The organism is Kitasatospora sp. NPDC086791 (genome assembly GCF_040685975.1).
Classification (GTDB): Bacteria; Actinomycetota; Actinomycetes; order Streptomycetales; family Streptomycetaceae; genus Kitasatospora.
Map to the genome: position 1 here is coordinate 312,488 of NZ_JBFBOC010000002.1, position 24,749 is coordinate 337,236.

Sequence of the window (24,749 nt, forward strand, 5' to 3'; positions counted from 1 at the left end):
TGATGGCTCCGGCGGGTCCTCTGGGGTGACGCGTGCGCCGACGGAACGCCACAGGTCAGCGCCTTTGTCGGCGACATGCGGACGGCTCCCCGGGAGGCGGGGTGCGCCTCCCGGGGAGCCGTCGGGAACAGGTCAAGCGGGTCGTGGGCCGAAGGATCGTCACCGTCCGGTGCGGGGGACCGGCCCCGGTCCGGTACGGGCGATCCGCCCGGCCCGGTGCCGGGGGTCAGCCCGCCAGCGGTATCCGCAGCACCCGGCCGTCCTGCTCGTCGCCGCCCTCGGCCTCCAGCTGGTTCAGCTCGGTCCACGCCCAGCTCGCCAGGTCGGACAGCTCGGCCGACCACTGCTTGCCGTAGGTGCCCGAGGCGACCTGACCGAGCCGCAGCTTCTGGACGTCCGAGGTGCCGGCCGGGGCGTAGATGTGGGTGGCGTCGCGCAGGTAGCGGATGATGTTGAACTCCTCCTGCGTGCCGCGGGCGGCGAGGATCTCCATCGCGCTGCGCGCCGAGTCCATCGCGTACTCGGTGTTGATGAGCTTGGCGTTCATCAGCTCGGCGTCGCAGGCCTTGCCGTTGTCGAGCAGGTGCGAGGCGTGGTACGCGGCCAGCTTGGCGGTCATCAGCTTGGACTGCAGCTCGCCCAGCTTCAGCGCGACGCTGTTCAGCTGGTTGAGCGGCTTGCCGTACAGCACCCGCTCCTCGGCGTAGCGCACGACGTCCTCGACGATCGCGACGTGGATGCCGAGCGCGACGGCGCCCAGGTTCAGCCGGCCGTACAGGGTGGAGGAGGAGTAGGCGACGTCCAGTCCCTGTCCCTCCTCGCCCAGCCGGTTGCCGACCGGGATGCGGCAGTCCTCGAAGATCAGCTCGCCGAAGCTGAAGCCGTGCAGGCCGCCCTGGGTGCCGAGGGTGCCGGTGCGGAAGCCGGGGCGGTCGCTCTCCACCAGGAAGGCGGAGAGCCCCCCACTGCCCTGGTCGGTGCGGAAGACCACGCCGTGCACGTCGCCGATGTGGGAGTTGCCGACGAACCACTTGCGGCCGTTCAGCACGTACTCGTCGCCCTCGCGGCGGGCGGTGCCGGTCATGCCGAGCACGTGGCCCCCCGACTCCGGCTCGGTGACCGCGATGGTCGGCAGGGACTCGCCCGAGGCGAACTTCGGCAGCCACTTGCGCCGCTGGGCGTCCGAACCGAAGTGGATGACCTTGGCGACACCGAGCTGGGAGGCCTGCGCCATGGCGCCCATCGCGCCGCTGACCCGGGCCAGTTCCTCCACGATGACGGTCTTGGCGAGATGACCGAGCCCCAGACCGCCGAACTCCTTGGGGATCGTCACACCGATCCAGCCCCGGCGGGCGATCTCCCGCGAGAGTTCGAACTCGACCTCGCGGTCGGCCTCCATTCTGGCGACCTGCGGACGTACCTCCTTCTCCGCGAACTCGCGGACCTCCGCCCGGAGGCTCTCGTGTCGCTCGTCGGTGAAGTAGTCCATGGCCATGCTTGGTCCTCTCATTTCAGTGGGTGTCGTGCCTCCGTTCATGCCGTCGATGCCGCTCCGGCCGCTCCCCGGGGAATCCGTGGGGGTGTGGAGGTGTGGAGGTGTGGCTGGCGGCCGATCGCTCCCTTGCAATCGGTGCATGCGGACCATGGCTCGGTTGCCCGGGGGAGGGGAATACCGTCCGTGTCTTCGGCAGGGCTCATTGTCATATGTGGACACCCCCCTCACGCCGAGTTGATCTTGGAATGGCGCGATTCGACTCGCCCCTGTTACCCGTGGGTTTCGCTCCCGTCGGAGCTGGGAATTGATCTTTCCCCTCCTGGCGATCCGGCTGAGCGGTCGTTCACATGCGGCTTTGACTGTTCATCAGCAAGGGGTGGTGACCGGTACCGGTAGCACCGAAGGGCCCGGATGTCTGATTACATGTGCGCCATGACTGATGTGATGAGCACTCAAGGCCAGTTCCCGGGTGCCGCCGGGGAGTCCGAGCGGACTCGCAGGCTGCGCAGCCTGGGTCTCAACGAACCGTCCGCGGACGAGGCCTTCGACCGCTTCGCGCACCTGGCAGCCAGTATCACCCGCGCTCCCATCGCGATGGTCAACTTCATCAACGACGAACGCCAGATGTTCCGGGGGCTCTACATTCCGCCAAACTCGACCGAGGTCGCGGCGGAAGAGGGAGCTTCGTGGGCGGATCGCGGCATCGCCTTCGACCTCCCGACCCGTCAGATGCCGATGAGTCACGGCTTCTGCCCGCATGTGGTCGCCCAGCGCTCGCCCCTCGCGCTGGACGACATCCTCGCCTACCCCCGGTTCGCCGGTAACCCGGTCGTCGACGAACTCGGCGTCCGGGCCTACCTCGGCGCGCCGCTCGTCGACGACACCAACACCGTCATCGGCACCGTCTGCGTCCTCGACCGGGAACCCCGGCAGTGGGGGCGCGAGCGGCTGCGCGACATCCAGCACCTCGCCGAGGCGCTGCTCTCCGAGATCCGGCTGCGCGACAACCTGCTCGCCCAGCAGCAGGAGATGTTCGCCGCCTTCGACGGCTCCCCGTTCCCGATCATGCTCACCGACGGCCCCGGCCAGGAGATCCGTTACGCCAACGCCCAGCACGCCGACACCTTCGGCGCCCCGGTGGCGTACGGCTCGATCGGACAGGCCTACCCGCAGCTCGGCGTGTCCGGCCTCCAGCAGGCCGTCTCCGAGGCCTACCGCACCGGCCGCACCACCGTCCTCAACGACGTCCGGGTGCAGTCGACCCGCCCCGAGGCCCAGCGCATCCAGCAGATCTTCAGCTTCACCTGCACCCCGCTGCGGACCGCGCGCACCGGCCAGGTCAACGGTGTCCTCACCGTCGGCATGGACGTCACCGCGCAGTCCCGGACGGAGGAGGAGCTCGGCACGCTGGCCGCGCTGCTGGTCGACCGGCTGCAGCAGAACGGCACCGCGACCGCGACCGGCCGCCCGGGCATCCCCGGCGGGACCGGGCTCGTCCTGCCGGGCTGAACCGCCCGTCCGGACCGCCCCGTCCGTCCGCTCCACCCGGACCGCCCCGTCCGTCCGCTCCACCCGGACCACACCGATTACCCGTGGTACCGGCGTTGCCCGTGTCACCCGCGTTGCTCGTACGGCCCGCACCACTCGCACGACCCGCACCACCCGCACTTCTCGCACCGTCCGCACCACTCACACGTCTCGTACGTCTCGTACGACTCGTACCGTCCGCTCCACCCGTACCGCCCACCGCCGTGGCGGGGCGCCTCTCACCCCCGAGGAGAGGCTCCCCGCCACGCTGCCGTCCGGGCCCGGACGGCGGCCGGGCCGTTGCGGAGCGGCGCAGTTCGCCGAGCCGAGCGGGTGAACCGCCCACCGCCCGTGTCCCGGCCGGGCCCGCCCGCCGTGCGCCGGTGGTAGGCATGGGCCGCATGGACTGGTTCGCCGCCCCCGACTACTGGCTGAGCCGGCTGCTCGTCCAACGCCTGCTCGCCGCCGTCTACCTGACCGGGTTCCTCGCCGCCGCCGCGCAGTTCCGCGCCCTCATCGGCACCGACGGCATGCTGCCGGTGCCCCGCTTCACCGCCCGCGTCCCGTTCCGGCAGTCGCCCGGCCTCTTCCACCTCCACTACAGCGACCGCTTCTTCGCCGCCGTCGCCTGGACCGGAGCCGCCCTCGCCGCCGCCGTCACGGCCGGGCTCGGCGACACCGTCCCGCTGTGGGCCTCGATCCTGCTCTGGGCGGTGCTCTGGGTCCTCTACCTCTCCATCGTCAACGTCGGGCAGACCTGGTACTCCTTCGGCTGGGAATCCCTGCTGCTCGAAGCCGGTTTCCTGGCCGCCTTCCTGGGCAACGCCGACACCGCCCCGCCCGCCCCGGTGCTCTGGCTGATGCGCTGGCTGGTCCTCCGGGTCGAGTTCGGCGCCGGACTGATCAAACTGCGCGGCGACAGCTGCTGGCGCGACCTGACCTGCCTCCGCTACCACCACGAGACCCAGCCGATGCCCGGACCGCTCAGCTGGTTCTTCCACCACCTGCCCGACCCGTTGCACCGGGCCGAGGTCGCGGCCAACCACGCCGTCCAACTCGTCGTACCGCTCTGCCTGCTGCTCCCGCAGCCGATCGCGAGCTACGCCGCCTGCGCCGTCGTGGCCACCCAGCTGTGGCTGATCGCCTCCGGCAACTTCGCCTGGCTCAACTGGCTCACCGTCGCCCTGGCCCTCGCCGCCGTCGAACCCGCGCGCCTCGGCCTGCCCGTCCGGGCCCGCGGCTACCCCGGCACCCCGCTCTGGTACGAGGCGCTGGTGATCGCGCTGACCGGGGCCGTCCTCGTCCTCAGCTACTGGCCGGTGCGCAACATGGTCTCCCGCGGCCAGGTCATGAACCGCTCCTTCAACCGCCTCCACCTGGTCAACAGCTACGGCGCCTTCGGCAGCGTCAACCGCGTCCGCCAGGAGGTCGTGATCGAGGGCACCGACGAGGCCGTCCTCACCCCACGGACGGTCTGGCGCGAGTACGGCTTCAAGGGCAAACCCGGCGACGTGCGCCGCCTGCCGCGCCAGTACGCCCCGTACCACCTGCGGCTCGACTGGCTGATGTGGTTCGCCGGCATCTCGCCCGGCTACGCCCGCCCCTGGTTCCTGCCCCTGGTCGCCCGCCTCCTGGCCGGCGACCCGGCCACCCTGCGCCTGCTGCGCCACAACCCCTTCCCGGACGCCCCACCGACCCACGTCCGGGCGACCCTCTACCGCTATCGGTTCACCGATTGGCGCGAACTCCGGGAGACCGGTGCGTGGTGGCACCGCACCGCGCTGCACGAGTACCTCGCGCCGGTCGACCTGCCCGTCCTCGGCCGGGCCGGGTACCGGCCACCGCTCGGCCGACCGCGCCGCGGCGTCCGCGAAGTCCCGCTGGAGCGGCCGCAGCGGCCGCAGCGGCCTCGGCGGCCCGGCCGGCGCCCGGGCCCGTCCACCGTCCGGCGGCCGGATCACCCGTCCGGACCAGCGCCGGACCACCCGGGCGGGTCACCCGAGTAGCGGCCAGGTGGGCGGTATGGCATACGACACCGGCCCGTCGGGGCGGTGGGTGCGTGCAACGCTCGAACGGGCACCCGTATTCTGGGCCTCCACAACCGGCAGCCCGACCGCGCGCCCCCTCGCCCCACCCCAGGGGCACCTCCGCGCAACCGGTCCGCCGCCCCCTCGCCGCCAGCCCCGCCGTCGTCGCCCAGAACCGGACCTCACATGACAGTGCTTCACTCGCGCAACGCCGACGCAGCCGACCCGGCGGACGTCGCCGACGCCGCAGACGTCAAGGACCCCCAGGACGCCGCCGCAGAGTCCGACCTCCGCGAAGACCTCGGCCGCTACGCCGAACTCGGAGCCTTCACCCTCACCGCCGACACCCACGCCTGGTACGCGGCCGTCGACACCGTCGCCACCCCGGAGGACGCCCGCGCCGCCTCCACCGCGCTCGCCGAGCTGCGCGGCCGTGACCTGCAGCAGACCTGGGAGGCCGTCACCGCGCTCGCCGCCGAAGCCAAGCTGGACGAGCCGGACACCGTCGCCAAGACCGCGCTCCTGGTCGAGATGCTCCAGCGGGTGCGCCGCACCTCCACCACCCTCACCGCCGCCGCGTACGACGCCGACCTCGGCGCCCTCGCCGCCGCCACCGCCGACAGCGCCTGGCGCCGCGAGAACGGCGTCAAGCTCTCCTGGCTGCGCGGCCGCTCGCTGCGCAAGCAGGCCACCGCCCTCGCCACCGACCGCCGCGTCCGCCGCGAGGACCTGCACGAGGCCCTCACCTCCGCCGAGATCGAGCGCCGCGCCTGGGCCGCCCTCGCCCCGGCCGGCACCCTCCCGACGGCGCCCGCCGACGGGGCCCTGGTCGACCGCACCGCCCAGGCCTTCGACGCGATCACCACCGGCCTGCGCGACCTCGCCCGCCTGCTGCCCGGCCACGACCTGGACGGGCTGCCCTTCACCGAGCTGATCGACCTGGTCGACCGGCTCGCGGCCGACGAGGGAACTCTCTACCGCCTGCCCACCATCCGGGGCCTGCGGGCCGGCCTGGAGGAGGCCGGTCTCGGCGACCTGCTCGCCGAACTCGCCGCCGCCAAGGCCGACCGCCGCGCCGCCGAGGCCGCGTACTCCGCCCGCCAGGCACTGGCCGGCGGGCAGCGGGACGGGCTGGCCGAGGAGGAAGCTGCCGAGGAGACGGCGGTCGAGGAGCCGGCGGCGGAGGCCGACGACGCGGCTGCGGCCGCAGTAGCCGCAGCCGACGCTGAGGCGGCTGCGCGTCAGGCGCTGGCCGGTGGGCAGCGGGACGGGCTGGTGGAGGAGACCCCGGTTTCGGTTCCGGCTCCGGTCGAGGAGGCCGTTGCCGAGGTTGAGGCTGAGGCCGGGGCTGAGACCGAGGTCGAGGTCGCCGAGGCGGTGTCGGGTTCGGACGTCGAGGCGGACGCTGCCGACGTCGAGCCGGCGGCGGCCGAGGTACCGGCGGAGGAAGAGGCCCCGGCTGCCGTGGTCTCCCTCCCGGCGCCCTCCCCGGCCGCCGACGACCTGGTCGCCGCCGCGACCGCCGCCCTGGCCGAGGCCGCAGAGGAGACCGAGCCGGCCGTCGAGGTCGAGGATTCCGTCGCTGAGACTGCGGCCGAGCCCACGGTTGAGGCGACGGAGACCGAGGTCGTCGCGGAGGAGCCGGTCGTCGAGGCGGCCGAGCCCGCTGCGGAGGCGGAGGCGGCTGAGGCCGTCGTCGTCACCGAGGAGCCCGCTACGGAGGTTGACGAGGCCGCCGACGAGGTGGCGGCCGAGACCGTCGCCGCTGAGGAGCCGGCTGAGGTCGAGCCGGTGGCCGAGCTCGAGACCGAGACCGGCACCGAGGTTGTCGCCGAGGAGCCGGTCGTTGAGGCGGAGGCCCTGGCTGTCGAGCCCGAGGCCGTTGCGGTCGAGGTCGAGGAGCCCGTCGCTGAGGCGGCTGTGGCTGCCGAGGAATCGGCTGAGGTCGAGCCGGTGGCCGAGGTCGAGGCCGAGACCGGCACCGAGGTTGTCGCCGAGGAGTCGGCCGTTGAGGCGGAGGTCCCGGCTGTCGAGCCCGAGGCCGTTGCCGTCGAGGTGGAGGAACCCGCCGCCGAAGCCGAGCCGGAGCCCCAGTCCGAGCCCGAAGCCCCCGCCGAGGCTCCGGTCGAGGAGCCCGCTGTCGAGGCAGCGGCTCCCGCTGCCGAGCCGGAGGCTCCCGCCGAGGCCGGTGCCCGTCCCGCGAAGCCGGACTTCACGCCCGGTCGCCCCGTTACCGCCTACTCGGCCGACGAGCTGCTCGCCGTCGTGCGGTGGGTGGACGGCGACGGTGTCGTGCGGTCCGACGAGGAGCTGCTGCGGGCGGCCATGAAGGAGCTGGGCTTCGCCCGCCTCGGCCCCCGGATCAAGGAGGCGCTGGGCACCGCCGTCACTGCGGCGCGCGCCTGACGGAGACACACCGCCGGGGCCCGGGACGCGATCGTGCGTCCCGGGCTCCGGCGCGTTCCCGGAGCTCGGGTCAGCCCGGACGCTCCGAGGCGCCGGTCCGGCCCGGTCCGAACGGGTGGCCGATCGCCTCGCGCAGGACGGCCGGTGCCGTGACGAGGGACGGTCCGTACCAGGTCAGGTGCCGTCCGCTGACCAGCGCCACCGGCGTGTTCGGGAACGCCTCCGGGCCGTCGTCGGCGGTGAAGCGGTACGGCTCGTCCGGCAGCACCACCAACTCCGCTCGGCGGGCGAGCAGTTCGGGCAGCGGGATGGCGGGGTAGCGCTCGGGGTGGTCGGCGTGGACGAGTCGGAGGCCGAGGCGGCGCAGCAGGTCCCCGGCGAAGGTGTCGCGGCCGAGGACCATCCACGGGCGGCGCCAGATCGGCACCATCGCGCTCGGGCCGTCGGGCTCCCGGGCCGCTCGGCCCGTCCCGACCGGCGCCCAGGCCGTCTCCGCCTCGTCCAGCCAGGCGGGGCGCGGCAGTCGGCAGGCGGTGGTCAGCAGCTGGTCCAGGGAGCGGAAGGCGTCGTCCAGGGTGCGGATGTCGGTGACCCAGACGGGGACGCCGGCTGCCCGAAGCGCGTCCAGGTCAGCGCGCCGGTTCTCCTCGTCGTTGGCGATGACGAGGTCGGGTCCGAGCGCGACGATGCCCGGGACGTCGGGGTTCTTGGTGCCGCCGATCCGGGCGACGGCCAGGTCGGCGGGGTGGGTGCACCAGTCGGTGGCGCCGACCAGCAGCCCGGGCGCGGTGGCGGCGACCGCCTCGGTCAGCGAGGGCACCAGCGAGACCACCCGGCGGGGCGGGCGCGGCCCGAGCCGGACGGGGAGGTCGAGATCGTCGCGCGGGGTGGTGGGGTCGGCCATCCGGTCAGCCTACGGTTCGGATGCCGGATGCCGGATGCCGGATGCCGACGGCCCGGCGTCCGGGCGCCCGCGCCGGTCCGGTCCGCGCCGGTGGACCTGGTCCCGGGAATCCCCGGGAACCCGCCGCCCGGCTCGTCCGACTACCTGGTCCGGGTCCGCAGCACGGGCCCGAGCACGGATCACCGACCAGGAGAGTTGTCATGCGCCCTCGCGTTGTCTGCGGAATCGCGGCCGCCGTCGCCCTGTTCGCCACGGCCTGCGGCGGCGGTGACGGGGGTGGACAGGGCGCCTCCGTCACCGCCTCCGCCCAGGCCGGCGCCTATCCCGTCACGGTCGCCGACTGCGCGGGCAAGGAGACCGTCATCGCCAAGGCGCCGACGAAGATCGTCACCAGTAACGCGTCGAGCCTGGAGATGCTGCTGCGCCTCGGCGCCGGCGACCGCGTGATCGGTACCGGGTTCCCGCCCGGCAAGGGCACCCTGCCCGCGGACATCGCCGAACAGGGCGGCAAGGTACCGGTGTTGGGGGAGAAGGTGATCCCCAGGGAGGCGCTGCTCGGCTCCGGCGCCGACCTCTACGTCGACACCTTCAGCGCGATGCCGATGATGGGCGGCGGCGCCACCGGGCCGAGCGAGGAGGAGTACGCGGCGGCCGGGATCCGGCACGTTTACCTGCTCTCCACCGCCTGCGCCGGGACCCCGAAGGCCGCCAAGGCGCCGCGCACCGACCTCGCGGGGGTCGAGGACGACATCCGCCGCCTCGGCGCCGTCACCGGCACCGCCGCCCGGGCCGAGGAGCTGGTGGCCGGGATGGAGAAGCAGGTCGGTGACGTGCGCACCGCGCTCGCCGCCGTCCCGGAGGCCCAGCGGCCCAGCTACTTCGTCTTCGACTTCGACGCCGGCACCAAGCAGCCGGTGGCGGTCTGCGGCCGGCAGGTCGCCAACGCCGTGATCACCCAGGCCGGGGCGCGCAACGTGTTCGCCGACTGCGACGCCGACTTCAAGCCCGGCTCCTGGGAGGACGTCGTCGCCAAGAACCCGGACTGGATCCAGCTCGCGGTCCGCAACCGGGGCAGCGAGGAGGCCACCCGCAAGGCCTTCGACGACGCCGAGGCGTTCCTGAAGGGCTTCCCGGCGACCCAGGGCCTGAAGGCCGTCCAGGAGGGGCACTTCGTCCGGCTCGGCTCCGAGGTGACCACCATCGCGGGTGTGCGCAACGCCGACGCCGTCCGGCAGATCGCCGCGACCGTCCACCCCGACCTCGTCAAGAACGGTCGGTAGAAGATGACTTCGGCCTCTTCCGGCGAGGCCGTCGACACCCGCCGCCCGGCCCGCACGCTGCGGGCCGGGCCGCTGGCCGTCGTCCTCGCCGTCGCCCTGGTGCTCGCGCTGACCGCGGCCGTCTCGCTCGGCTCGGTGGACATCCCGCCGGGCGAGGTCTGGTCGGTGGTCGCCCGCCGGCTCACCGGACGGGCCGTCGAACCGGGCACCCGCGACCTCATCGTCTGGCAACTGCGCGTGCCGCGCGCCCTGTTGGCGGCCGTGGTGGGGGCCGGGCTCGGCCTGGTCGGCACCGCCGTCCAGGCCCTGGTCCGCAACCCGCTCGCCGACCCGTACCTGCTCGGCATCTCCTCCGGCGCCTCCCTCGGCGCGGTCGCCGCCATCGTCCTCGGCACCACCTTCGGGCTCCAGCTCTCCTTCGGCAGCGCGCTCGGCCTCACCGTCTCCCTGGCGGCGTTCGCCGGCGCGCTCGCCGCGTTCTCGCTGGTCTGGCTGATGGCCCGGCGCGGCGGCGGCTTCTCCCCGCTGCGCCTGGTCCTCGCGGGCATCGGCATCGCCCAGTTCCTCGGCGGCGTCACCAGCTACCTCGTCTTGCAGACCCGCGACGAGCAGCAGACCCGGGGCGTGCTGTTCTGGCTCATGGGCAGTCTCGGCGGCACCGTCTGGGCCCAACTCCTCGTCCCCACCGGCGCCGTGGCGCTCGGCCTGGCCCTGCTGCAGGCCCGCGCCCGGGGGCTCAACGCGATGCTGATGGGCGACGAGACGGCGGCCGGGCTCGGCGTCGACGTCGGCCGGCTGCGCCGCGAGGTCTTCGTCGTCACCAGCGTGCTCACCGGCGTCCTGGTCGCCGTGTCCGGCGCGATCGGCTTCGTCGGCCTGATGGTGCCGCACGTCTGCCGGCTGCTTCTTGGTGGCGACCACCGGCGCCTGCTGCCGCTGTCGGCCCTCACCGGGGCCCTGCTGCTGGTCGTCGTCGACACCGTGGCCCGCACCGCCCTGGACGGCCAGGAACTGCCGATCGGCGTGGTCACCGCCGTCCTCGGCGCCCCCACCCTGCTCTACCTGCTGGACCGACGACTGGAGCGCACGTGAGGATCGCCGTCGAGGACCTGAGCGTCGCCTTGGCCGGGCGGACGGTGGTGGCCGGGGTCCACCTGGTCGCCGAGGAGGGCGAGATCGCCGGACTGGTGGGGCCCAACGGGAGCGGCAAGTCCAGCCTGCTGCGCACTGTCTACCGGCACCTGCGGCCGAGCGCCGGGCGGGTGCTGCTGGCCGGGCGGGACCTCGCGGAGCTGCGGCCCGCGCAGTCCGCCCGGCACATCGGCGCACTGCCCCAGGAGCGCGGCGGGGACTTCGAGTTGAGCGTCGGCGAGGTGGTCGCGATGGGCCGAACCCCGTACAAGCGGGCCTTCGCGGCCGACGACGCCGAGGACCACCGGATCACCGCCGAGGCGCTGGTCCGGGTCGGCATGGCGGACGCCGCCGACCGCCGTTTCGCCCAGCTGTCCGGCGGGGAGCGGCAGCGGGTGCTGCTGGCCCGCGCGCTCGCCCAGCAGCCGGACGTCCTGGTGCTGGACGAGCCGACCAACCACCTGGACGTCCGGCACCAGGTCGAACTCCTCGCCCTGCTGCGGGAACAGCGCCGCACCACGCTGGTCGCCCTGCACGACCTCAACGCCGCGGCCTCGGTCTGCGACCGGCTGCACGTACTGCACCGCGGCGCCCTGGTGGCCTCCGGGGCGCCGCGTGAGGTGCTGACCCCGGAGCTGCTGGCGGAGGTCTTCGGGGTCCGGGCGGCGGTGGTCGAACACCCGCTCACCGGTGATCCGTTGATCGCCTTCGACCACCGCACCCCGGCCGCTGCGGTGGTCTCCGCGGTGGGGGCGTAGTTCCGGGGCCGCGGCGGTCCGGCCGCGGCTTCCCGGGCCGCCTCCGCGGCTGTTCTCGGCGGCCGTTCCCGGCGGCTGTTCTCAGCGGGCCTCGTAGTGGCTCGGCCGGCCGTCGCGCAGCACCGGCCGGCCGAGCCGCGCGGCCTCCTCGCTGCGCAGCAACTCCCATTCGCCGTCGGCCCGGTGGAGTACGGAGGAGTGCCACGGTGTGGTCCAGACGTCGGCCGCAGCCAGCAGCCGGATGCCGAACTTCGCCACCCCGGCCGGCTGCGGGTGGATGGAGAGCCGCACCGCCCGCGGGTGGTGCTCGGCGATCAACTCGCCCCAGGCTCTGCTGCGTTGGATCACTCCGTAGGCCCGGCGGCGGCACTCCCGCTGCAGGGCCGAGCGGGTGCCGGTGAAGCCGACGGCGTCCTCGGTGAGGAACCGGGTGATGCCGCGGTAGAGCAGCAGGGTCTCCTGGTCGGTCAGCACCTGCTCGCGCAACTCCTCGACGGTGGGGGCGTAGCGCTCGTGCACCCGGGCGCGCTTCCGGTCGTACGGGAGGTCGCCGAAGACGGCCCGCAGGTCGAAGGTGGCGAGGTGTCCGAGCCCCTCGCGGTCGATCATCGCGGCCAACTCGTCGGAGTAGGCGTCGATGTGGTCGTCCGGGACGTCGATCAGGTCACCGAAGATGTGCCCGTCGGAGCAGATCAGGATCCGGGCGCCGGGCGGGTGGAGGCGGCCGATCTCGGCGCAGAGCCGGTCGAGGAAGGTCAGCGACAGCCGTTCGCCCTCGTCGGGCAGGTGGCCGAGCACCTTCGCCGGGTTCGGCGACTTGCAGGGGAAGCCGGGCAGGGTGAACACGATCGGCTCACCGGCGGCTATGAAGTCCGCCAACTGCGCGAGCTGGAGCGGGAAGTGCTCGGGCCGGGCGTCGAACTCCGGGTCGGCGGCGCGGCGGTGCGGTAGCAGGAGACCGAGGACGCGGGCGGCCAGGCGTCCGGCATCGGCCGGTGGGATGGGCTCGGTGGCCGCTCCGGCGGCGGGAGCGGCGGTGGTCGTGGTGGCAACGGCTGTGGTGGCAGGGGTCGGAGCGGCGGCGGTGCCGGCGGGCGGCATGGTGGGTCCTCCACGGATGGTGGTGTGGTGCGGGCTGCGGGCTGCGGGCTGTGGGCAGGCGGAGCCGGTCTTTCCCGGGCGGATCCGGGTGCGGGCCGGGTCCGCCGGGTCGGTGGCGTCGGGTCAGCGGCGCCGGTTCAGTGGCGTCGGGTCAGCGGCGGCGGTCGTAGGCGACGGGCAGGCGGTCGACCCCGCGCGCCAGGACGGCGGGGACCCAGGTGAGGTCCGCCAGGCCGTCCCCGGGGGTCTCGGCCGGGCGTAGCCCGGGCAGGCGGGTGAGCAGGGTGCCGATGGCGACCTGGAGTTCGGCCCGGGCCAAGGCGGCGCCGGGGCAGTAGTGGATGCCGTGGCCGAAGGCGAGGTGGGCGTTGGGGGAGCGGTCGAGGTCGAGGCGGTCGGCCTCGGGGAACTGGGCGTCGTCACGGTTGGCGGCGCAGAGCGAGACGATCACCGAGTCGCCGGCCGGCACGGTGGTGCCGAACAGGTCGCTGTCCTCGGCGAAGAACCGCCAGGTGGTGAGCTCGAACGCGGCGTCGTGGCGCAGCAGTTCCTCCACCGCTCGGGCGAGCAGGCCGGGCTCGTCGATGCCGTCGCGCAGCCGGTCGAGCTGCTCGGGGTGGCGCAGCAGGGTGATCAGCATGGTGGTGATCTGGTTGGTGACCGGCTCCTGGCCGGCGACCAGCAGTTGGAACACCATGGAGTCCAGTTCCTCGCGGCTCAACCCGCCCGCGTCATGGGCGGCGACGAGCCGGCCGAGCAAGTCCTCGGACTCCGTCCAGCCGGGCTCCCGGCAGTCGGCGCGCTTGCGGGTGACGACATCGGCGATGTACGTCTGCAGGCCGCGCAGCCGGCCCTCGTACGCCGGACGGCCCGGGTCCTGCGGGCCGACGGGCTGGACCACCTTGCCCCAGTCGCGGTCGAAGCGGTTCGCCAACTCGGCGGGGAGGCCGATGACGTCGGCGAGCACCCGGAAGGGGTAGTGGGCCGCGAAGCCGGCCACCAGGTCGGTGCCGCCGGTCTCGGGGAGCTCGTCCACCAGTGCGTCGGCCAGCTCCCGCAGCCGGGGGCGCAGGGACTCCACCCGGCGCGGGGCGAAGGCGTCCAGGACGAGCCGGCGCATCGAGGTGTGCTTGGGCGGGTCCTGATGCAGCAGGTGGACCTGGAGCCGGGAGTGCTGCGGCTCGGGCATGATCGACGCGAGTCGGCGCCAATTGTCGTTGCCCAGCGCGTGGTTCTTGCCGAGGCGCGGGTCGTTGAGGGTCGCGTGGGCGGCCTGGTGGCCGGTGACCAGCCAGGCATGGATGCCGCTCGGGAACTCCACCCGGTGCACCGGACCGGCCTCGCGCATCCGCCGGTACAGCGGGTACGGGTCGCTCTTGTAGGCCGGGCCGTACATCGGGACGGGGGAGGGGAGCCGGTCGTACCCGTACGGGCAGTGCGGGGTGTCGTCGGCCGCGGCCGGGTCGGGGGCAGGGGCTGGAACAGAGGCCTGGGACAGGGCCGGGGCAGGGGCCAGGGCAGGGGTCGGGTCGGTCATCCGGGTGGTCCTTCGGTGCGGTCCGGGGCTGTCAGGTCGTGGGGCGGCGGTGCAGGGCGAGCAGGAGGACGGCGGTCGCCGCGACCAGGACGGCCAGGGCGATCCCGGCGCGGGTCCCGGTGGTGGCCCGGTCGCCGGCCAGTGCGGCGGCGGTGGCGAGGGCCGGTCCGAGGGCGAAGCCGAGGCTGCGGGCGAGTTGGACGGCGGAACCGGCGGTGGCGAGCTTCCCGGGCGGGGAGGCGGTCATCACCAGGGCTTGGGTGGGGCCGCCGTTGAGGCCCATCCCGGCACCGGCCAGAGCGAGCCGGGCGGCGATGTCGAGGGCGGACCAACCGCTGTCCAGCGGGACGAGCAGGGCCAGGCCGACGGTGGTGAGCGCGGCGCCGGCGAGCGCGGTCGGGCGGGCGCCCCAGCGATCGGCCAGTCGGCCGCCGACCCGCCCGGCCAGCACCATGCCGAGCGGGAACGCCAGCATGGTCAGCGCGGTGGCCGTGGCGCTCTCGCCCCGCGGGCCGCGCAGGTGCTGGGCCAGCAGGTAGTGGCAGGCGGCGAACCCGGCGGCGAGCGCCAGCACCGAGGCGTTGACCCCGGCGGTGCCGGCGGCCCGCAGTACCTCGGCCACCGGACGGCCGCCGGGGCGGCGCACCCACAGCAGCACGAGCGGCGCGGCGGGCAGCGTGAGCAGCAGCCACTGCGGCGCCGCCGGGGCCAGGGTGAGCCCGAGCAGGACGGCGGCCACCGCGCCGCCGACCAGGGCGGCGTCGCCGAGCGAACCCCGATCGGGCAGGCGCAGCCCGCCCCGGCGCGGGGCGTTCCGGCGCACGATCAGCACGGCGGCCAGACAGACCGGCAGCTTGACCAGGAAGATCGCCCGCCAGCCGAGGTGGTCCAGCAGCAGGCCGCCGATCACCGGGCCGGTCACGGCGCCGAGCGGGCCGAGGGTGGCCGGCACGCTCATCGCCCGCCCGCGCAGTTCGGGCCGGACGGACGTCGCGGCGAGCACCGGCATCAGGACGAACAGCACCGCCCCGAAGGCGCCCTGCAGCAGCCGGGCCGCGATCAGCCAGCCCGCCCAGGGGGCGGCGGCCGCCAGCACGCTGCAGCCGGCGAAGCACCCGACCGCGAGCAGCAGCGCGGACCGCGTGCCGACCTGGTCCAGCCACCGCCCGGCGGGCAGCAGGAGTGCGACGAGCGGGAGTTGGTAGCCGAGGACGGCCCACTGGGCGACCCCGGGGGAGACCTTCAGGCCGGTCGCGATGTCGGTGAGCGCGAGGTTGACCACGTTCATGTCGAGCATCGCGACGAACGAGAGCAGACCCGCGGCCACGACCAGGCTCCAACGGTCGACGGGCTCCGCCTGATCGGTCGTCAGTGACGCTCTGGTCGTGGGCTGTTGCGCTGCCATGGAGTCCATCCGTTCCCGTACGGCCGTACCGGACGCCGCCTCGACGGCGGGGTCCGGTACAGCAGTCGGGGGCGCGACGGCTCCGGTTCCGAACACTTGGGGGAATTTTTCGGCGAGGGGCGAGGGGCCGCTCGCCGCGCCCTCGCTCAGCAGGCGGTGGCGAGTTCGCCGGCCTCCGCCGCCCGCAGGCGCGCTATCAGTTCCTCCCGCGCCCGGGCGACCCGGGAGCGGACGGTGCCGATGGGACAGCCGGCGACCTCGGCCGCCTCGGCGTAGCTCAGCCCGACCACCTGCGTCAGCACGAAGGCCTCCCGGCGCTGGGCGGGCACCCGGTCGAGCAGGTCGCCGAGCGCGACGCCGTCCTCGAACCCGGCCTCCGGTAGGCCGCACTGCCGTTCCGCCGCCTCCTGCCAGTCCGGCAGTGCCGCGCAGCGCGGCCGGGCCGCGGCCATCCGGTACCGGTCGATCACCGTGCGCCGGGCGATCGACAGCAGCCAGGTGCGGGCCGAGGAGCGCCCCGCGAACGAGGGCAGGCTGCGCAGCGCGCGCAGGAAGGTCTCCTGCGCGAGGTCGTCGGCGGACTGGACGTCGGTCAGGTGGGCGACGAAGCGCCAGACGTCGCGTTGGGTCGCGCGGACGAACGCCTCGACGTCCGCGGCCCGACCGGCGCGGGCGGTCAGCGCGAGCGCGGTGAGCTGTTCGTCATCCACGGTGGCCTCCGACCCGGCCGGTCCCGTCGCAGCGGCTGTGCGAGACGATGGTCATATGAGATGCGCGCAGTTCCGTACCGCTCTGTCCGCCCGGCTCGACGGCGAACCGAGCGGTCTGCCGGAGGCCCGGCTGGACAAGCACGTCGCGCGCTGCACGGGCTGCCGGGAGTGGCTGGACCGGGCGGAGCGGCTGAGAGGCCGGGTCCGGGCGTCCGCCGCCGACGGGCCGTCGCCCGAGTGGTCGGCCCGCCTGCTCGCCGGGCTCTCCGAGGCCGGGCTCTCGGACGCCGGCCCGGCTGCCGTCGGTCCGGAGGTCGCAGGTCCGGAGACCGTCGGGCCGGCGGAAGGGTCGGGCGGTCGCGCTCCGGGCGGCCCGCAGGGCGTGGAGCGGTAGGACGGTGGCGCCGGCCGGAGCCGGTGCGCCGTCGTAGTCAGGCATGGAAGGTCCCGAGGGGAAGGCTGGGGACGGCACCGTCAGTGCGGCGCCGTCGGCGTCCGGGGGCAGCCGCGCGGCATGCCGGACCTCCCGCAGGAACGGGGATGCGGCTGCGGACGCGGGCCCGCGCCCTGGCGGTACGGCGGCGGAAGGCGCGGCCGTACGGCAGGGCGACCTGCCCGTCGCGGGGGTTCCGGCGGCCGGAAGGGCCGGGGGAGAACAGCGGCGGGCGCGTCAGGAGGCGAGGGCGAAGGCCGGCGGTCCGCGTCGGACCACGGCATGCGTGAGCAGCACCGCCCGGGGCGGCCGGGCCCGGTCGTCAGCGGGCCGGGGCGGGGTCGGGGCCCGGTAGCCGAAGGGGCGCGCGAACAGCGTCAGCAGCGGGAGCAGCAGTGCCCCGGCGAGGACGGCGCCAAGCGCGGAGAGCAGCTCGAAGAGCCGGACCAGCGCGGCGTCACCGCGCCAGAGCAGCAGCGCGCAGGCCAGCGCGGCCAGCACGTGGGCGACGGCCATCCCCGGCGACATGCCGTGGGACATCCCGTGCGTCATGCCGCCCGCCATGTCATGGGTCATGCCGCCGGTGGTTCCGTCGGGCATCCCGCCGGACACCGGTCGGGACATGCCGGGCATCCCCGCCATCCCCGGCAGGCCCAGGTCCATGCCCGTGGCCGCCCCGTCGGCGGAGGCGCCCGCCCCCACGGCCCCGTGGTGCATCCCGGCCATGGGGCGCAGCCCATCGGTGGCCGGGGGGACGTCCGGGTCGATGCCCGCCATCCGGGCCAGCTCGACCGGCGAGAGTCCGCCGGGCGCGTGGCCCGGGTTGCAGAGCAGCAGGGCGGTCCAGTCCGTGGTGGCGAACCGGCCGAGACCGCCGCCGCCGCGGCCGAGCGCCCCGGCCTGTTCGAACAGCTGGTGCAGCACGGTCTGTGCGACGACCATCCAGAGGCTGATCACACCGAGCCCGCGCCGCTGCCCGGCGAGCAGCCAGGTCAGCCCCAGCACCGCCCCGAACGCGCCGACCAGCACCGCCGACGAGACCCCGGACCCGGCCATGGCGACGTGCGCGGCGGCAGCCATCGCCACGCACAGCGCGGCGAAGACCGTGGCGCGCAGCAGGCGGATCCGGTCGGTCATCACGATGGCACTCATCGTCGCATCCGCCCCGCCCGGCCCGGACCGCACCCTCCGGTATCGGCCGGTTCCGCCCCGTGAGACCATGCCCGGCTGCTCGCCCGGCTGCTCGCCCGGCTGCTCGCCCGGCCGCGCGCCTGACGGTTCGACGGCGGCCCGGTCGGAGACCGTCCTCCCCGGTGCGCGCCGACGCGAACAACTGCTCGTACGACCATCGGTGCGGTTTGACAGGCGATCACCGCGTGCTCACTAGATGTGCACGCACGGATACGTCCCGTGCGCAGTGGAGTGGTGTCGCCCAGCAGCAGGGAGGTCCGACCTTGGAGACCCCGACGGATGCCACGGAGTCCTTCGCCGACTCCGACTCCGACTCCGACTCCGACGCCGACGCCGACGCCGACGCCGACGCCTTCGCCGAGCGCGACTCGGCCGCCGGACCCACCGGGACCCCCGACCTCGCCGACCCGCGCTTCTGGCAGCTGCCCGCCCCCGCCCGCGCCGCCGCCTTCGCCGAGCTGCGCCGCCTGCCCGCCCCGGTGTTCTTCGGTGAGCGCGCCACCGGCAGGGGCTTCCACGCCCTGGTCCGCCACGCCGACGTGGTCGAGGCCAGCCGTACCCCCGCCGTCTTCCTGAGCGGTCCCGGCGTCACCACCCCCGCCCCGGCGCGCTGGGTCCGGCTGCTGTTCGGCGACTCGATGGTCAACCTGGACGACCCCCGGCACGCCCAGCTGCGCCGGATCGTCTCGCGGGCGTTCACCCCGCGACTGCTCGGCCGGGTCGAGGAGGACGTCCACCGCACCAGCGTCGCCCTGGTCGACCGGGTCGAGCGGGAGCGGCCGGAGGACTTCGTGACCGCGGTCGCCGCCGAACTCCCGTTCCAGGTGATCTGCACCATGATGGGCATCCCCGAGCAGCCGCGCCGCGCCATCCTCGACCTGGTCAACCGCACCTCCGCGGACATCGGGGTCGCCCGCACGCTGCGCCACCGGCTCCGGGCGCCCGGGCGCGGACTGCGGGCGCTCGCCCGGATGCAGGCCATCGTGGCCGGAATCGGCCGGGAACGCCGCCGCCGGCCGACCGAGGACCTGATCTCCGCGCTGGTCACCGCAGACGTGGACGGCCGCCGGCTCACCGGTCGCGAGCTCGGCGCCTTCTTCACCCTGCTGCTGGTCGCCGGGGTCGAGACCACCCGCAACGCGCTCGCCCACGGCCTGCACCTGCTGACCGCGCACCCCGACCAGCGCGCCCTGCTCCTCGCCGACCTGGACGGGCGGCTCGGCGGCGCGGTGGACGAGATGGTCCGCCACGCCACCCCGATCATCCAGTTCCACCGGACCGTCGCCGTCGACCACGAGCTCGGCGGCCCCGGCGGCCCACTGCTGCGCGCGGGCGAGAAGGTCGCGCTGTTCTACGGCTCCGCCAACCGCGACGAGGCGGTCTTCCCCGACCCGGACGCCTTCGACATCACCCGCACGCCCAACCCCCACCTCGGCTACGGCGGCGGCGGCCCGCACTACTGCCTCGGTGCGCACCTGGCCCGGCAGGAGATGACGGCGCTGTTCCGGGAGCTGTTCACCCGGCTGCCCGGGACCCGCTCGGTCGGCGAGCCGGACCTCGTCCCGTCCAGCTTCGACCACCGGGTCCGCTCGCTGCGCTTCACCTTCTGAACCCGCGGCACGGCATCCGGCACGGCCCGTGCCCTGCACCCGGTCGAGTCAGGGCCGGTGGCCGGGCAGCGGCCGGCTCGCTCGCCTGGACCAGGACGGTCGGGCCGGCGAGCAGCGGGTTCCCGCCGCACTGGTGGACGTGGAGAGGGCAGGCCCGGCGGTGCTGCTGATGCTGGTGGCGGGCGTCACGGCGGGCGCCTGGGAAGGGGAGCACAATGCCGGACATGACTGATCGTCCGCTGCCCGCAGGACCCGCCCGCTCCGTGAACGCCGTCGGCGGATCCACCGCCCACGCCACCGCCCACGCCACCGCCCACGCCACCGCCCACGTCGCCGACCGCCCCACCGCCGACGCCTGGGCGGCCCTCGGCGGACCGGCCGAGCTGCTGGAACGGGTGCGGTTCCAGGGCCCTGAGGACGTCCTTCCGTCCGGGCTGCCGGTGCGGCGCCTCGCCCGGGCCGCCGTGGCCGTCTGCTCGCTCGCCGCCGCCGAACTCGCCGCCCTGCGCGGGGGCGGCCCCGTGCCCGCCGTCCGGGTGGACCAGGGCGCCGTCGCCACCGCCTTCGTCAGCGAGCGGCACCTGACGATCGACGGCCGCACCCCCGTCAGCTTCGCCCCGCACTCCGGCTTCTGGCGCACCGCCGACGGCTGGGTCCGGACCCACGCCAACTATCCCCACCACCGCACCCGGCTGCTGGCCGCCCTCGGCCTCGCCGCGGACGCCGGGCCCGAACAACTCGCCGAGGTCATCGGCACGCTGCCGGCCGAGCAGGTCCAGGAGCGTGCGTATGCGGCTGGGGCGCTCGCGGTGGCCGTCGCGCCGGTGAGCGCGACCGTGCACCCCCTGGTGGAGCACCTGGAGGTCGGCACCGCAGGTACCGCAGGCACCACCGGCAGGGCCGACAGGGCCGGAAGCACCGCAGGCACCGCCGGGAGCACGTCCGCCCGCCCGCTCGGCGAGGCACCGGTGGACCGGCCCGCCGCCGGGGTCCGGGTGCTCGACCTCACCCGCGTGATCGCCGGGCCGGTCGCCACCCGTACCCTCGCCCTGCTCGGCGCCGATGTCCTGCGCGTCGACTCGCCCCGGCTGCCCGAGGCCGAGGACGCCCACACCGACACCGGTTTCGGCAAGCGCTCCACCCGCCTCGACCTCGCCGAGCCCGCCGACCGCGCCGTCTTCGAGGAACTGCTCGCCACCGCCGACGTCGTCGTCACCGGCTACCGCCCGGGCGCCCTCGACGCCCACGGCCTCGCCCCCGACGCGCTGTTCGCCCGTCGGCCCGACCTGATCGTCGTCCAGCTCTGCGCCTGGGGCTGGACCGGCCCGTGGGCCGCGCGGCGCGGCTTCGACAGCCTGGTCCAGGCCGGCGCCGGCATCGCCGCCCACGAGGCCGCACCCGACGGCCGTCCCGGCGTGCTGCCCGCCCAGGCCCTCGACCACGGCACCGGCTACCTCGTCGCCGCCGCCGTCCTGCGCGCCCTCACCGACCAGCGCACCCGTCGCCCCGGCGGCCGCCACCTGCGCTTCTCGCTGGCCGGCACGGCCTCCTGGCTGCTGCACGGCATCGACCGGGAGGCGCCGGAGCAGGCCCCCGCCGGACCGGACGCACCCGACGTACCCCACGCACCGGACGAGCCGTACGACCCGTCGAAGTGGCTCGCCGAGACCGACTCCGGGTACGGGCGGCTGCGCCACGCCCTGCCGCCGATCGGCTACGCGGGCGCGCCCGCCGACTGGGCTCGTCCGCCCGGCCGGTGGGGGACGGACGCGCCGGTCTGGCTCTGAACCCACGCCGGCCCGGTGGTGTCGGTGAGGTCCGGCATCATCGGGGCATGACCACCGCACACGCCACCGACTACGCCTGGTTCGAGCAGCGCTACCCCGTCCTGGGCGAGGCCCACTGCCTCACCCACGTCCAGGGGATCTCCGCCGACGGACTGCTGCGCCGCTTCGACGCCCTGTCCGGCCGCGAGGTCGCCGGGCTGGACGCGGTGGTCGCCGCCTGGGAGGCCTTCGACGACGGGGAGGACGAGGACGTCGAAGCCCTGCTCGGCGACGGCGACGGCGACGACGGAGACGGCGACGACGGAGACGGCGACCGGCTGCTCGTCGCCGTCACCGAGCTGGACGGCTGGGCCCTCGCGATCGAGCCGTACGGCTACCTCGGCAGCCTCCACGAGGTCGTCCCCCGGCTCGCCGACGGCACCCGGCTGGTCTCGCACTTCCGGAACGTCAACGCGGTGGACAGCTTCCACTGGTGGGAGCACGGCGGCTGCCGGCTGCACTTCGAGCCGCTCTTCGCCGATCAGCGGGACGGTTCGGACGCCGACGCCCCCGGGATCCCCGAGCTGCTGACGGCCTGCGGCTTCGACCTCGGCGGGGAACGGACCGGGCTGCACACCGAGGCCGCGTTCGCGTTGGCCGAGCGGCTGACCGAGGTCCGGCTGGACCCGGAACGGCTGGAGGCCGCCACCTTCCGGCTCGGCTACGCCCCGCGCCCGTAACGGCGCCGGGCGGCTCGGGCCGGAGGCGGCGGCCTCCGTGCTCCGCCGGTCGAAGCCGCTCCGCCGGTCGGATGCGCTCCGCCGGTCGGAGCCGCTCTGCCGGCCGAGGGCGCTTCGCTCAGACCCCCGACGGGATCTGCTTGGCGCGGCTGCGCATCTGGATCGCCGTCACGATCTCGATCAGGCCCAGGATCACCAGCCAGCAGCCGGCCAGCACGGCGAGTGCGGTGATCGACCCGACCGGCCAGACCATCAGCAGCACGCCGGCCAGCGTGTTGGCCACGCCCGCGAAGGCCTGCCAGCCGCGGGCCGGCATCAGCGGGTCGGAGATCGCGGCAAAGAGCTGGGTGATGCCGCGGAAGAGCCAGCCGATCCCGATCCAGATCGCGAGCAGCAGCACCGACTGCGCCGCGCTGCGGAAGCAGAGCAGCCCGAGCAGCACGCAGATCGCGCCGCTGATGAAAGCCAGCACCCGCATCGCGGTGGTGGCGTGGGTGCCGAACGCGGCGACCAGCTGCACGATGCCGATCACCAGCAGGTAGAGGCCGAAGAGCACGCCCACCACCCGCAGGGTCTCCTGGGGCCAGGTGAAGACCATGATCCCGAGGGCGAGCGAGACGAGTCCGGCGACCAGCAGGACCTGCCAGGCGGCCTTGGCGAGCATGCCGAGCGGGCCCTGGACCGGGGAACCGTCGGGATTGATGATCGGTGAGACCACGGTGGCAGCACTCCTCGGGCGGGGGCAGAAGACGAACCCCAGCCTCTCCGTGCCGTTGCCGGACCGCGTGTCGGATACGGCCGTTCGAGGGATCCGCCTCGGCCACCGGAACGACATCCTCCGGACACTCGCCGTAGATACCATCCGGCGGTATGACTTCTGAAGGGTGGGGGACCCCTCCGGTCGAGCCGATCAGCCAGCACTACATCGTCTGCGGGGGCAATGCGCTGGCACACCGACTGATCCTGGAACTCGTCGAACACTACGAGGTGCCGGTCGTCGTCCTGGTCGCCGACCGGGCCCGTGACCACGCACCGCGGATCGAGCAGCTCGACGGCGTCGCTGCGGTCGTGGAGTACACCAGCATCACCGACGAGGCCCTGCGCGCGGTGTCCATCGGCACCGCCCGCGGCCTGGCCCTGGTCGAGGGCAGCGACCAGGAGAACATCCACGCCGCGCTCAGCGCCCAGAACCACAACCCGGACATCCGGATCGTCTTCCGGATGTTCAACCAGCGCCTCGGCGAGAACATCGAACGGCTGCTCAGGAACGGCGCCGCGCTCTCCGGCTCGGCGACCGCCGCCCCGGCGTTCGCCGCCGCCGCCCTCGGACGCCCCAACTCGGTGGAGATCGAGGGGCGTTACCTGCACATCGCCTTCGACGACGCCATCACCTCCGACCGGGTCTGCGTGGTCGCCGACCAGATCGACCGACAGGACCTCAGCAGGATCCGGCTGCTGCCCGAGCAGCAGGGCGACTCGGCCGAATTCGTCCGGCTCGCCAGCGAGTTCGGCGACGACGGACCGGTCCGCCCGGGAGGCGTGCGGCGCGAACCGGCAGCCGGGGGCGATTCCGCGGCCGAGCGGGAACCGGGCGGCACCGCCGCGCTCCAGGTGCTGCGGATCGAGCCCCGGGAGCCGATCGGCTGGTGGCGCCGGGTGCGCTGGCAGCTGCTCGACACCATGCGCTTCTTCACCAGCGCCCGGATGCGACTGGTGCTGCTCACCGCCCTCGCCGCGGTCCTGATGGCCTTCGGCGTGCTCTGGTACCTCAACCGGGACTTCGGCTGGACCGTCTACATCTCGCTGCTCGACCTGGCCGGTGCCGCCCAGCCCGACCAGCTCGCGGACATCGCCGCCGGGACGGGCACCGGCGGGTTCTGGCAGCGGGTCGCGCAGGTGGTGATCACCATCTGCGGGATCACCTTCGCGCCGGTCGCCACCGCCATCGCGGTCGAGGTGCTGGGCTCCGGGCGGCGCGGCCAGCCGCGCAACCCGGGGGCGGGCACCCGGGACCACGTGATCGTCGTCGGACTCGGCAACGTCGGCACCCGGGTCGCGACCCAACTGCACGACCTGGGCGTGCCGGTGGTCTGCATGGAACGGGACCCGCAGGCGCGCGGCATCGCCGCCGTCCGGGCGCTCGGGATCCCGGTCGTGATGGGCGACGGCCCGTTCGAGGAACAGCTGCGCCGGGCCCGGCTGAAGCACAGCCGGGCGCTGGTCGCGGTCAGCGGCGACGACGCCACCAACCTGGAGGCGGCGCTGGAGGCGCGGCACGGCAATCCCGAAGTCCGGGTGGTGGTGCGGCTGTTCGACGACGACTTCGCCGGGCACTTCTACAAGACACTGGACAACGCGGCCTCGCGGTCGGTCTCCTACCTGGCCGCGCCCGCCTTCGCGGCGGCGCTGATGGGGCGCGAGGTTCGCGGGACGCTGTCGGTGCTCCGGCACGTGCTGCTGATCGCCGAGCTGGCCGTGGAGGACGGCAGCGGGCTGATCGGTCTGAACCGGCACGACCTGGAGGACCCGGGCGGCGTCCGGGTGATCGCCGTCCACTTCGCCCGCGGCTCGGCGCTGCAGTGGGGCCTTCCTGACCGCACCCGGCAGCTCGCGCCCGGCGACCGGATCGTGGTCGCCGCCACCCGGAGCGGGCTCGCCCGGCTGAACACGGTGGCGCTGGAGGAGTGAGCGGGGCGGGCGGCTGACGAGTGACAGCCGACAGAGTTCA

Annotated in this window: 19 protein-coding genes; 11 read left to right on the forward strand and 8 right to left on the reverse strand. The window is 74.4% G+C overall.

All coding sequences use genetic code 11. The features are described 5' to 3' along the window. Window positions 1-226 precede the first annotated feature (226 nt). A complete protein-coding gene (locus AB0Q99_RS05330; RefSeq protein WP_363569258.1) occupies window positions 227-1,489 on the reverse strand; it encodes an acyl-CoA dehydrogenase family protein in 1,263 nt (420 codons plus the stop codon). Between the two features lie 438 nt (window positions 1,490-1,927). Between AB0Q99_RS05330 and AB0Q99_RS05335 the strand changes: the two genes are divergently transcribed. The 3 genes from AB0Q99_RS05335 to AB0Q99_RS05345 all read left to right on the forward strand — a co-directional run bounded on the left by AB0Q99_RS05335 (window position 1,928) and on the right by AB0Q99_RS05345 (window position 7,455). Continuing rightward, window positions 1,928-3,004 carry a GAF domain-containing protein gene (locus AB0Q99_RS05335; RefSeq protein WP_363568683.1) on the forward strand — a complete coding sequence of 359 codons (1,077 nt, stop codon included), beginning with the start codon at window positions 1,928-1,930 and terminating at the stop codon, window positions 3,002-3,004. A 419-nt stretch (window positions 3,005-3,423) separates the two neighbouring features. Continuing rightward, complete coding sequence (locus tag AB0Q99_RS05340) at window positions 3,424-5,028, forward strand: lipase maturation factor family protein (RefSeq protein ID WP_363568684.1); 1,605 nt, start codon at window positions 3,424-3,426, stop codon at window positions 5,026-5,028. Between the two features lie 207 nt (window positions 5,029-5,235). After that, window positions 5,236-7,455: a hypothetical protein gene (locus AB0Q99_RS05345; protein ID WP_363568686.1), complete on the forward strand. Its 2,220-nt coding sequence runs from the start codon at window positions 5,236-5,238 to the stop codon at window positions 7,453-7,455. A gap of 70 nt (window positions 7,456-7,525) precedes the next feature. On the opposite strand, the gene AB0Q99_RS05350 is transcribed toward AB0Q99_RS05345, so the two are convergent. Beyond that, window positions 7,526-8,359: a helical backbone metal receptor gene (locus tag AB0Q99_RS05350; protein WP_363568688.1), complete on the reverse strand. Its 834-nt coding sequence runs from the start codon at window positions 8,357-8,359 to the stop codon at window positions 7,526-7,528. Window positions 8,360-8,559: 200 nt separating this feature from the next. Between AB0Q99_RS05350 and AB0Q99_RS05355 the strand changes: the two genes are divergently transcribed. The 3 genes from AB0Q99_RS05355 to AB0Q99_RS05365 are packed head-to-tail and all read left to right on the forward strand — an operon-like array spanning window position 8,560 to window position 11,528. Further along, window positions 8,560-9,639: an ABC transporter substrate-binding protein gene (locus tag AB0Q99_RS05355; RefSeq protein WP_363568690.1), complete on the forward strand. Its 1,080-nt coding sequence runs from the start codon at window positions 8,560-8,562 to the stop codon at window positions 9,637-9,639. 3 nt (window positions 9,640-9,642) lie between these two features. Next, on the forward strand, window positions 9,643-10,731 hold the full coding sequence (locus tag AB0Q99_RS05360; protein WP_363568692.1) for an iron ABC transporter permease: 1,089 nt from the start codon (window positions 9,643-9,645) through the stop codon (window positions 10,729-10,731). Next, window positions 10,728-11,528, forward strand: a complete 801-nt coding sequence (locus tag AB0Q99_RS05365) for an ABC transporter ATP-binding protein (RefSeq protein WP_363568694.1) — start codon at window positions 10,728-10,730, stop codon at window positions 11,526-11,528. The genes AB0Q99_RS05360 and AB0Q99_RS05365 overlap by 4 nt, the downstream gene beginning before the upstream one ends. Window positions 11,529-11,609: 81 nt before the next feature. Here AB0Q99_RS05365 and AB0Q99_RS05370 read toward each other — a convergent pair whose 3' ends face one another. The 4 genes from AB0Q99_RS05370 to AB0Q99_RS05385 form a co-directional block, all read right to left on the reverse strand. Continuing rightward, window positions 11,610-12,629: an isocyanide synthase family protein gene (locus tag AB0Q99_RS05370; RefSeq protein WP_363568696.1), complete on the reverse strand. Its 1,020-nt coding sequence runs from the start codon at window positions 12,627-12,629 to the stop codon at window positions 11,610-11,612. A gap of 151 nt (window positions 12,630-12,780) precedes the next feature. Next, complete coding sequence (locus tag AB0Q99_RS05375; protein ID WP_363569259.1) at window positions 12,781-14,025, reverse strand: cytochrome P450; 1,245 nt, start codon at window positions 14,023-14,025, stop codon at window positions 12,781-12,783. A gap of 172 nt (window positions 14,026-14,197) precedes the next feature. Further along, window positions 14,198-15,571: an MFS transporter gene (locus AB0Q99_RS05380; protein WP_363568698.1), complete on the reverse strand. Its 1,374-nt coding sequence runs from the start codon at window positions 15,569-15,571 to the stop codon at window positions 14,198-14,200. Between the two features lie 146 nt (window positions 15,572-15,717). Continuing rightward, the gene (locus AB0Q99_RS05385; RefSeq protein WP_363568699.1) at window positions 15,718-16,281 is read right to left on the reverse strand and encodes a sigma-70 family RNA polymerase sigma factor; all 564 of its coding nucleotides are present in this window, start codon (window positions 16,279-16,281) and stop codon (window positions 15,718-15,720) included. Between the two features lie 55 nt (window positions 16,282-16,336). Here AB0Q99_RS05385 and AB0Q99_RS05390 point away from each other — a divergent pair, with 55 nt between their 5' ends. Beyond that, entirely contained in the window at window positions 16,337-16,675 is a 339-nt protein-coding gene (locus AB0Q99_RS05390; RefSeq protein WP_363568701.1) for a zf-HC2 domain-containing protein, read from the forward strand. A gap of 276 nt (window positions 16,676-16,951) precedes the next feature. On the opposite strand, the gene AB0Q99_RS05395 is transcribed toward AB0Q99_RS05390, so the two are convergent. Then, window positions 16,952-17,866, reverse strand: a complete 915-nt coding sequence (locus AB0Q99_RS05395) for a hypothetical protein (protein ID WP_363568703.1) — start codon at window positions 17,864-17,866, stop codon at window positions 16,952-16,954. A gap of 302 nt (window positions 17,867-18,168) precedes the next feature. On the opposite strand from AB0Q99_RS05395, the gene AB0Q99_RS05400 reads away from it, so the two are divergent. The 3 genes from AB0Q99_RS05400 to AB0Q99_RS05410 all read left to right on the forward strand — a co-directional run bounded on the left by AB0Q99_RS05400 (window position 18,169) and on the right by AB0Q99_RS05410 (window position 22,021). Then, window positions 18,169-19,515: a cytochrome P450 gene (locus tag AB0Q99_RS05400; RefSeq protein WP_363568705.1), complete on the forward strand. Its 1,347-nt coding sequence runs from the start codon at window positions 18,169-18,171 to the stop codon at window positions 19,513-19,515. Window positions 19,516-19,739: 224 nt separating this feature from the next. Next, a complete protein-coding gene (locus tag AB0Q99_RS05405) occupies window positions 19,740-21,302 on the forward strand; it encodes a CoA transferase (protein ID WP_363568707.1) in 1,563 nt (520 codons plus the stop codon). A 47-nt stretch (window positions 21,303-21,349) separates the two neighbouring features. Next, entirely contained in the window at window positions 21,350-22,021 is a 672-nt protein-coding gene (locus AB0Q99_RS05410; RefSeq protein ID WP_363568709.1) for a DUF6461 domain-containing protein, read from the forward strand. Window positions 22,022-22,139: 118 nt separating this feature from the next. On the opposite strand, the gene AB0Q99_RS05415 is transcribed toward AB0Q99_RS05410, so the two are convergent. Next, complete coding sequence (locus tag AB0Q99_RS05415) at window positions 22,140-22,739, reverse strand: HdeD family acid-resistance protein (RefSeq protein ID WP_363568710.1); 600 nt, start codon at window positions 22,737-22,739, stop codon at window positions 22,140-22,142. 152 nt (window positions 22,740-22,891) lie between these two features. Here AB0Q99_RS05415 and AB0Q99_RS05420 point away from each other — a divergent pair, with 152 nt between their 5' ends. Next, window positions 22,892-24,709: an NAD-binding protein gene (locus AB0Q99_RS05420; protein WP_363568712.1), complete on the forward strand. Its 1,818-nt coding sequence runs from the start codon at window positions 22,892-22,894 to the stop codon at window positions 24,707-24,709. The last annotated feature ends 40 nt before the right edge of the window (window positions 24,710-24,749 follow it).

Coding starts and splice junctions, on each gene's coding strand:
- AB0Q99_RS05330 (WP_363569258.1), bottom strand. CDS start 1,489: ATGGACTACTTCACCGACGAGCGACACGAGAGCCTCCGGGCGGAGGTC.
- AB0Q99_RS05335 (WP_363568683.1), top strand. CDS start 1,928: ATGACTGATGTGATGAGCACTCAAGGCCAGTTCCCGGGTGCCGCCGGG.
- AB0Q99_RS05340 (WP_363568684.1), top strand. CDS start 3,424: ATGGACTGGTTCGCCGCCCCCGACTACTGGCTGAGCCGGCTGCTCGTC.
- AB0Q99_RS05345 (WP_363568686.1), top strand. CDS start 5,236: ATGACAGTGCTTCACTCGCGCAACGCCGACGCAGCCGACCCGGCGGAC.
- AB0Q99_RS05350 (WP_363568688.1), bottom strand. CDS start 8,359: ATGGCCGACCCCACCACCCCGCGCGACGATCTCGACCTCCCCGTCCGG.
- AB0Q99_RS05355 (WP_363568690.1), top strand. CDS start 8,560: ATGCGCCCTCGCGTTGTCTGCGGAATCGCGGCCGCCGTCGCCCTGTTC.
- AB0Q99_RS05360 (WP_363568692.1), top strand. CDS start 9,643: ATGACTTCGGCCTCTTCCGGCGAGGCCGTCGACACCCGCCGCCCGGCC.
- AB0Q99_RS05370 (WP_363568696.1), bottom strand. CDS start 12,629: ATGCCGCCCGCCGGCACCGCCGCCGCTCCGACCCCTGCCACCACAGCC.
- AB0Q99_RS05375 (WP_363569259.1), bottom strand. CDS start 14,025: ATGTACGGCCCGGCCTACAAGAGCGACCCGTACCCGCTGTACCGGCGG.
- AB0Q99_RS05380 (WP_363568698.1), bottom strand. CDS start 15,571: ATGGCAGCGCAACAGCCCACGACCAGAGCGTCACTGACGACCGATCAG.
- AB0Q99_RS05390 (WP_363568701.1), top strand. CDS start 16,337: ATGAGATGCGCGCAGTTCCGTACCGCTCTGTCCGCCCGGCTCGACGGC.
- AB0Q99_RS05395 (WP_363568703.1), bottom strand. CDS start 17,866: ATGAGTGCCATCGTGATGACCGACCGGATCCGCCTGCTGCGCGCCACG.
- AB0Q99_RS05405 (WP_363568707.1), top strand. CDS start 19,740: ATGACTGATCGTCCGCTGCCCGCAGGACCCGCCCGCTCCGTGAACGCC.
- AB0Q99_RS05410 (WP_363568709.1), top strand. CDS start 21,350: ATGACCACCGCACACGCCACCGACTACGCCTGGTTCGAGCAGCGCTAC.
- AB0Q99_RS05420 (WP_363568712.1), top strand. CDS start 22,892: ATGACTTCTGAAGGGTGGGGGACCCCTCCGGTCGAGCCGATCAGCCAG.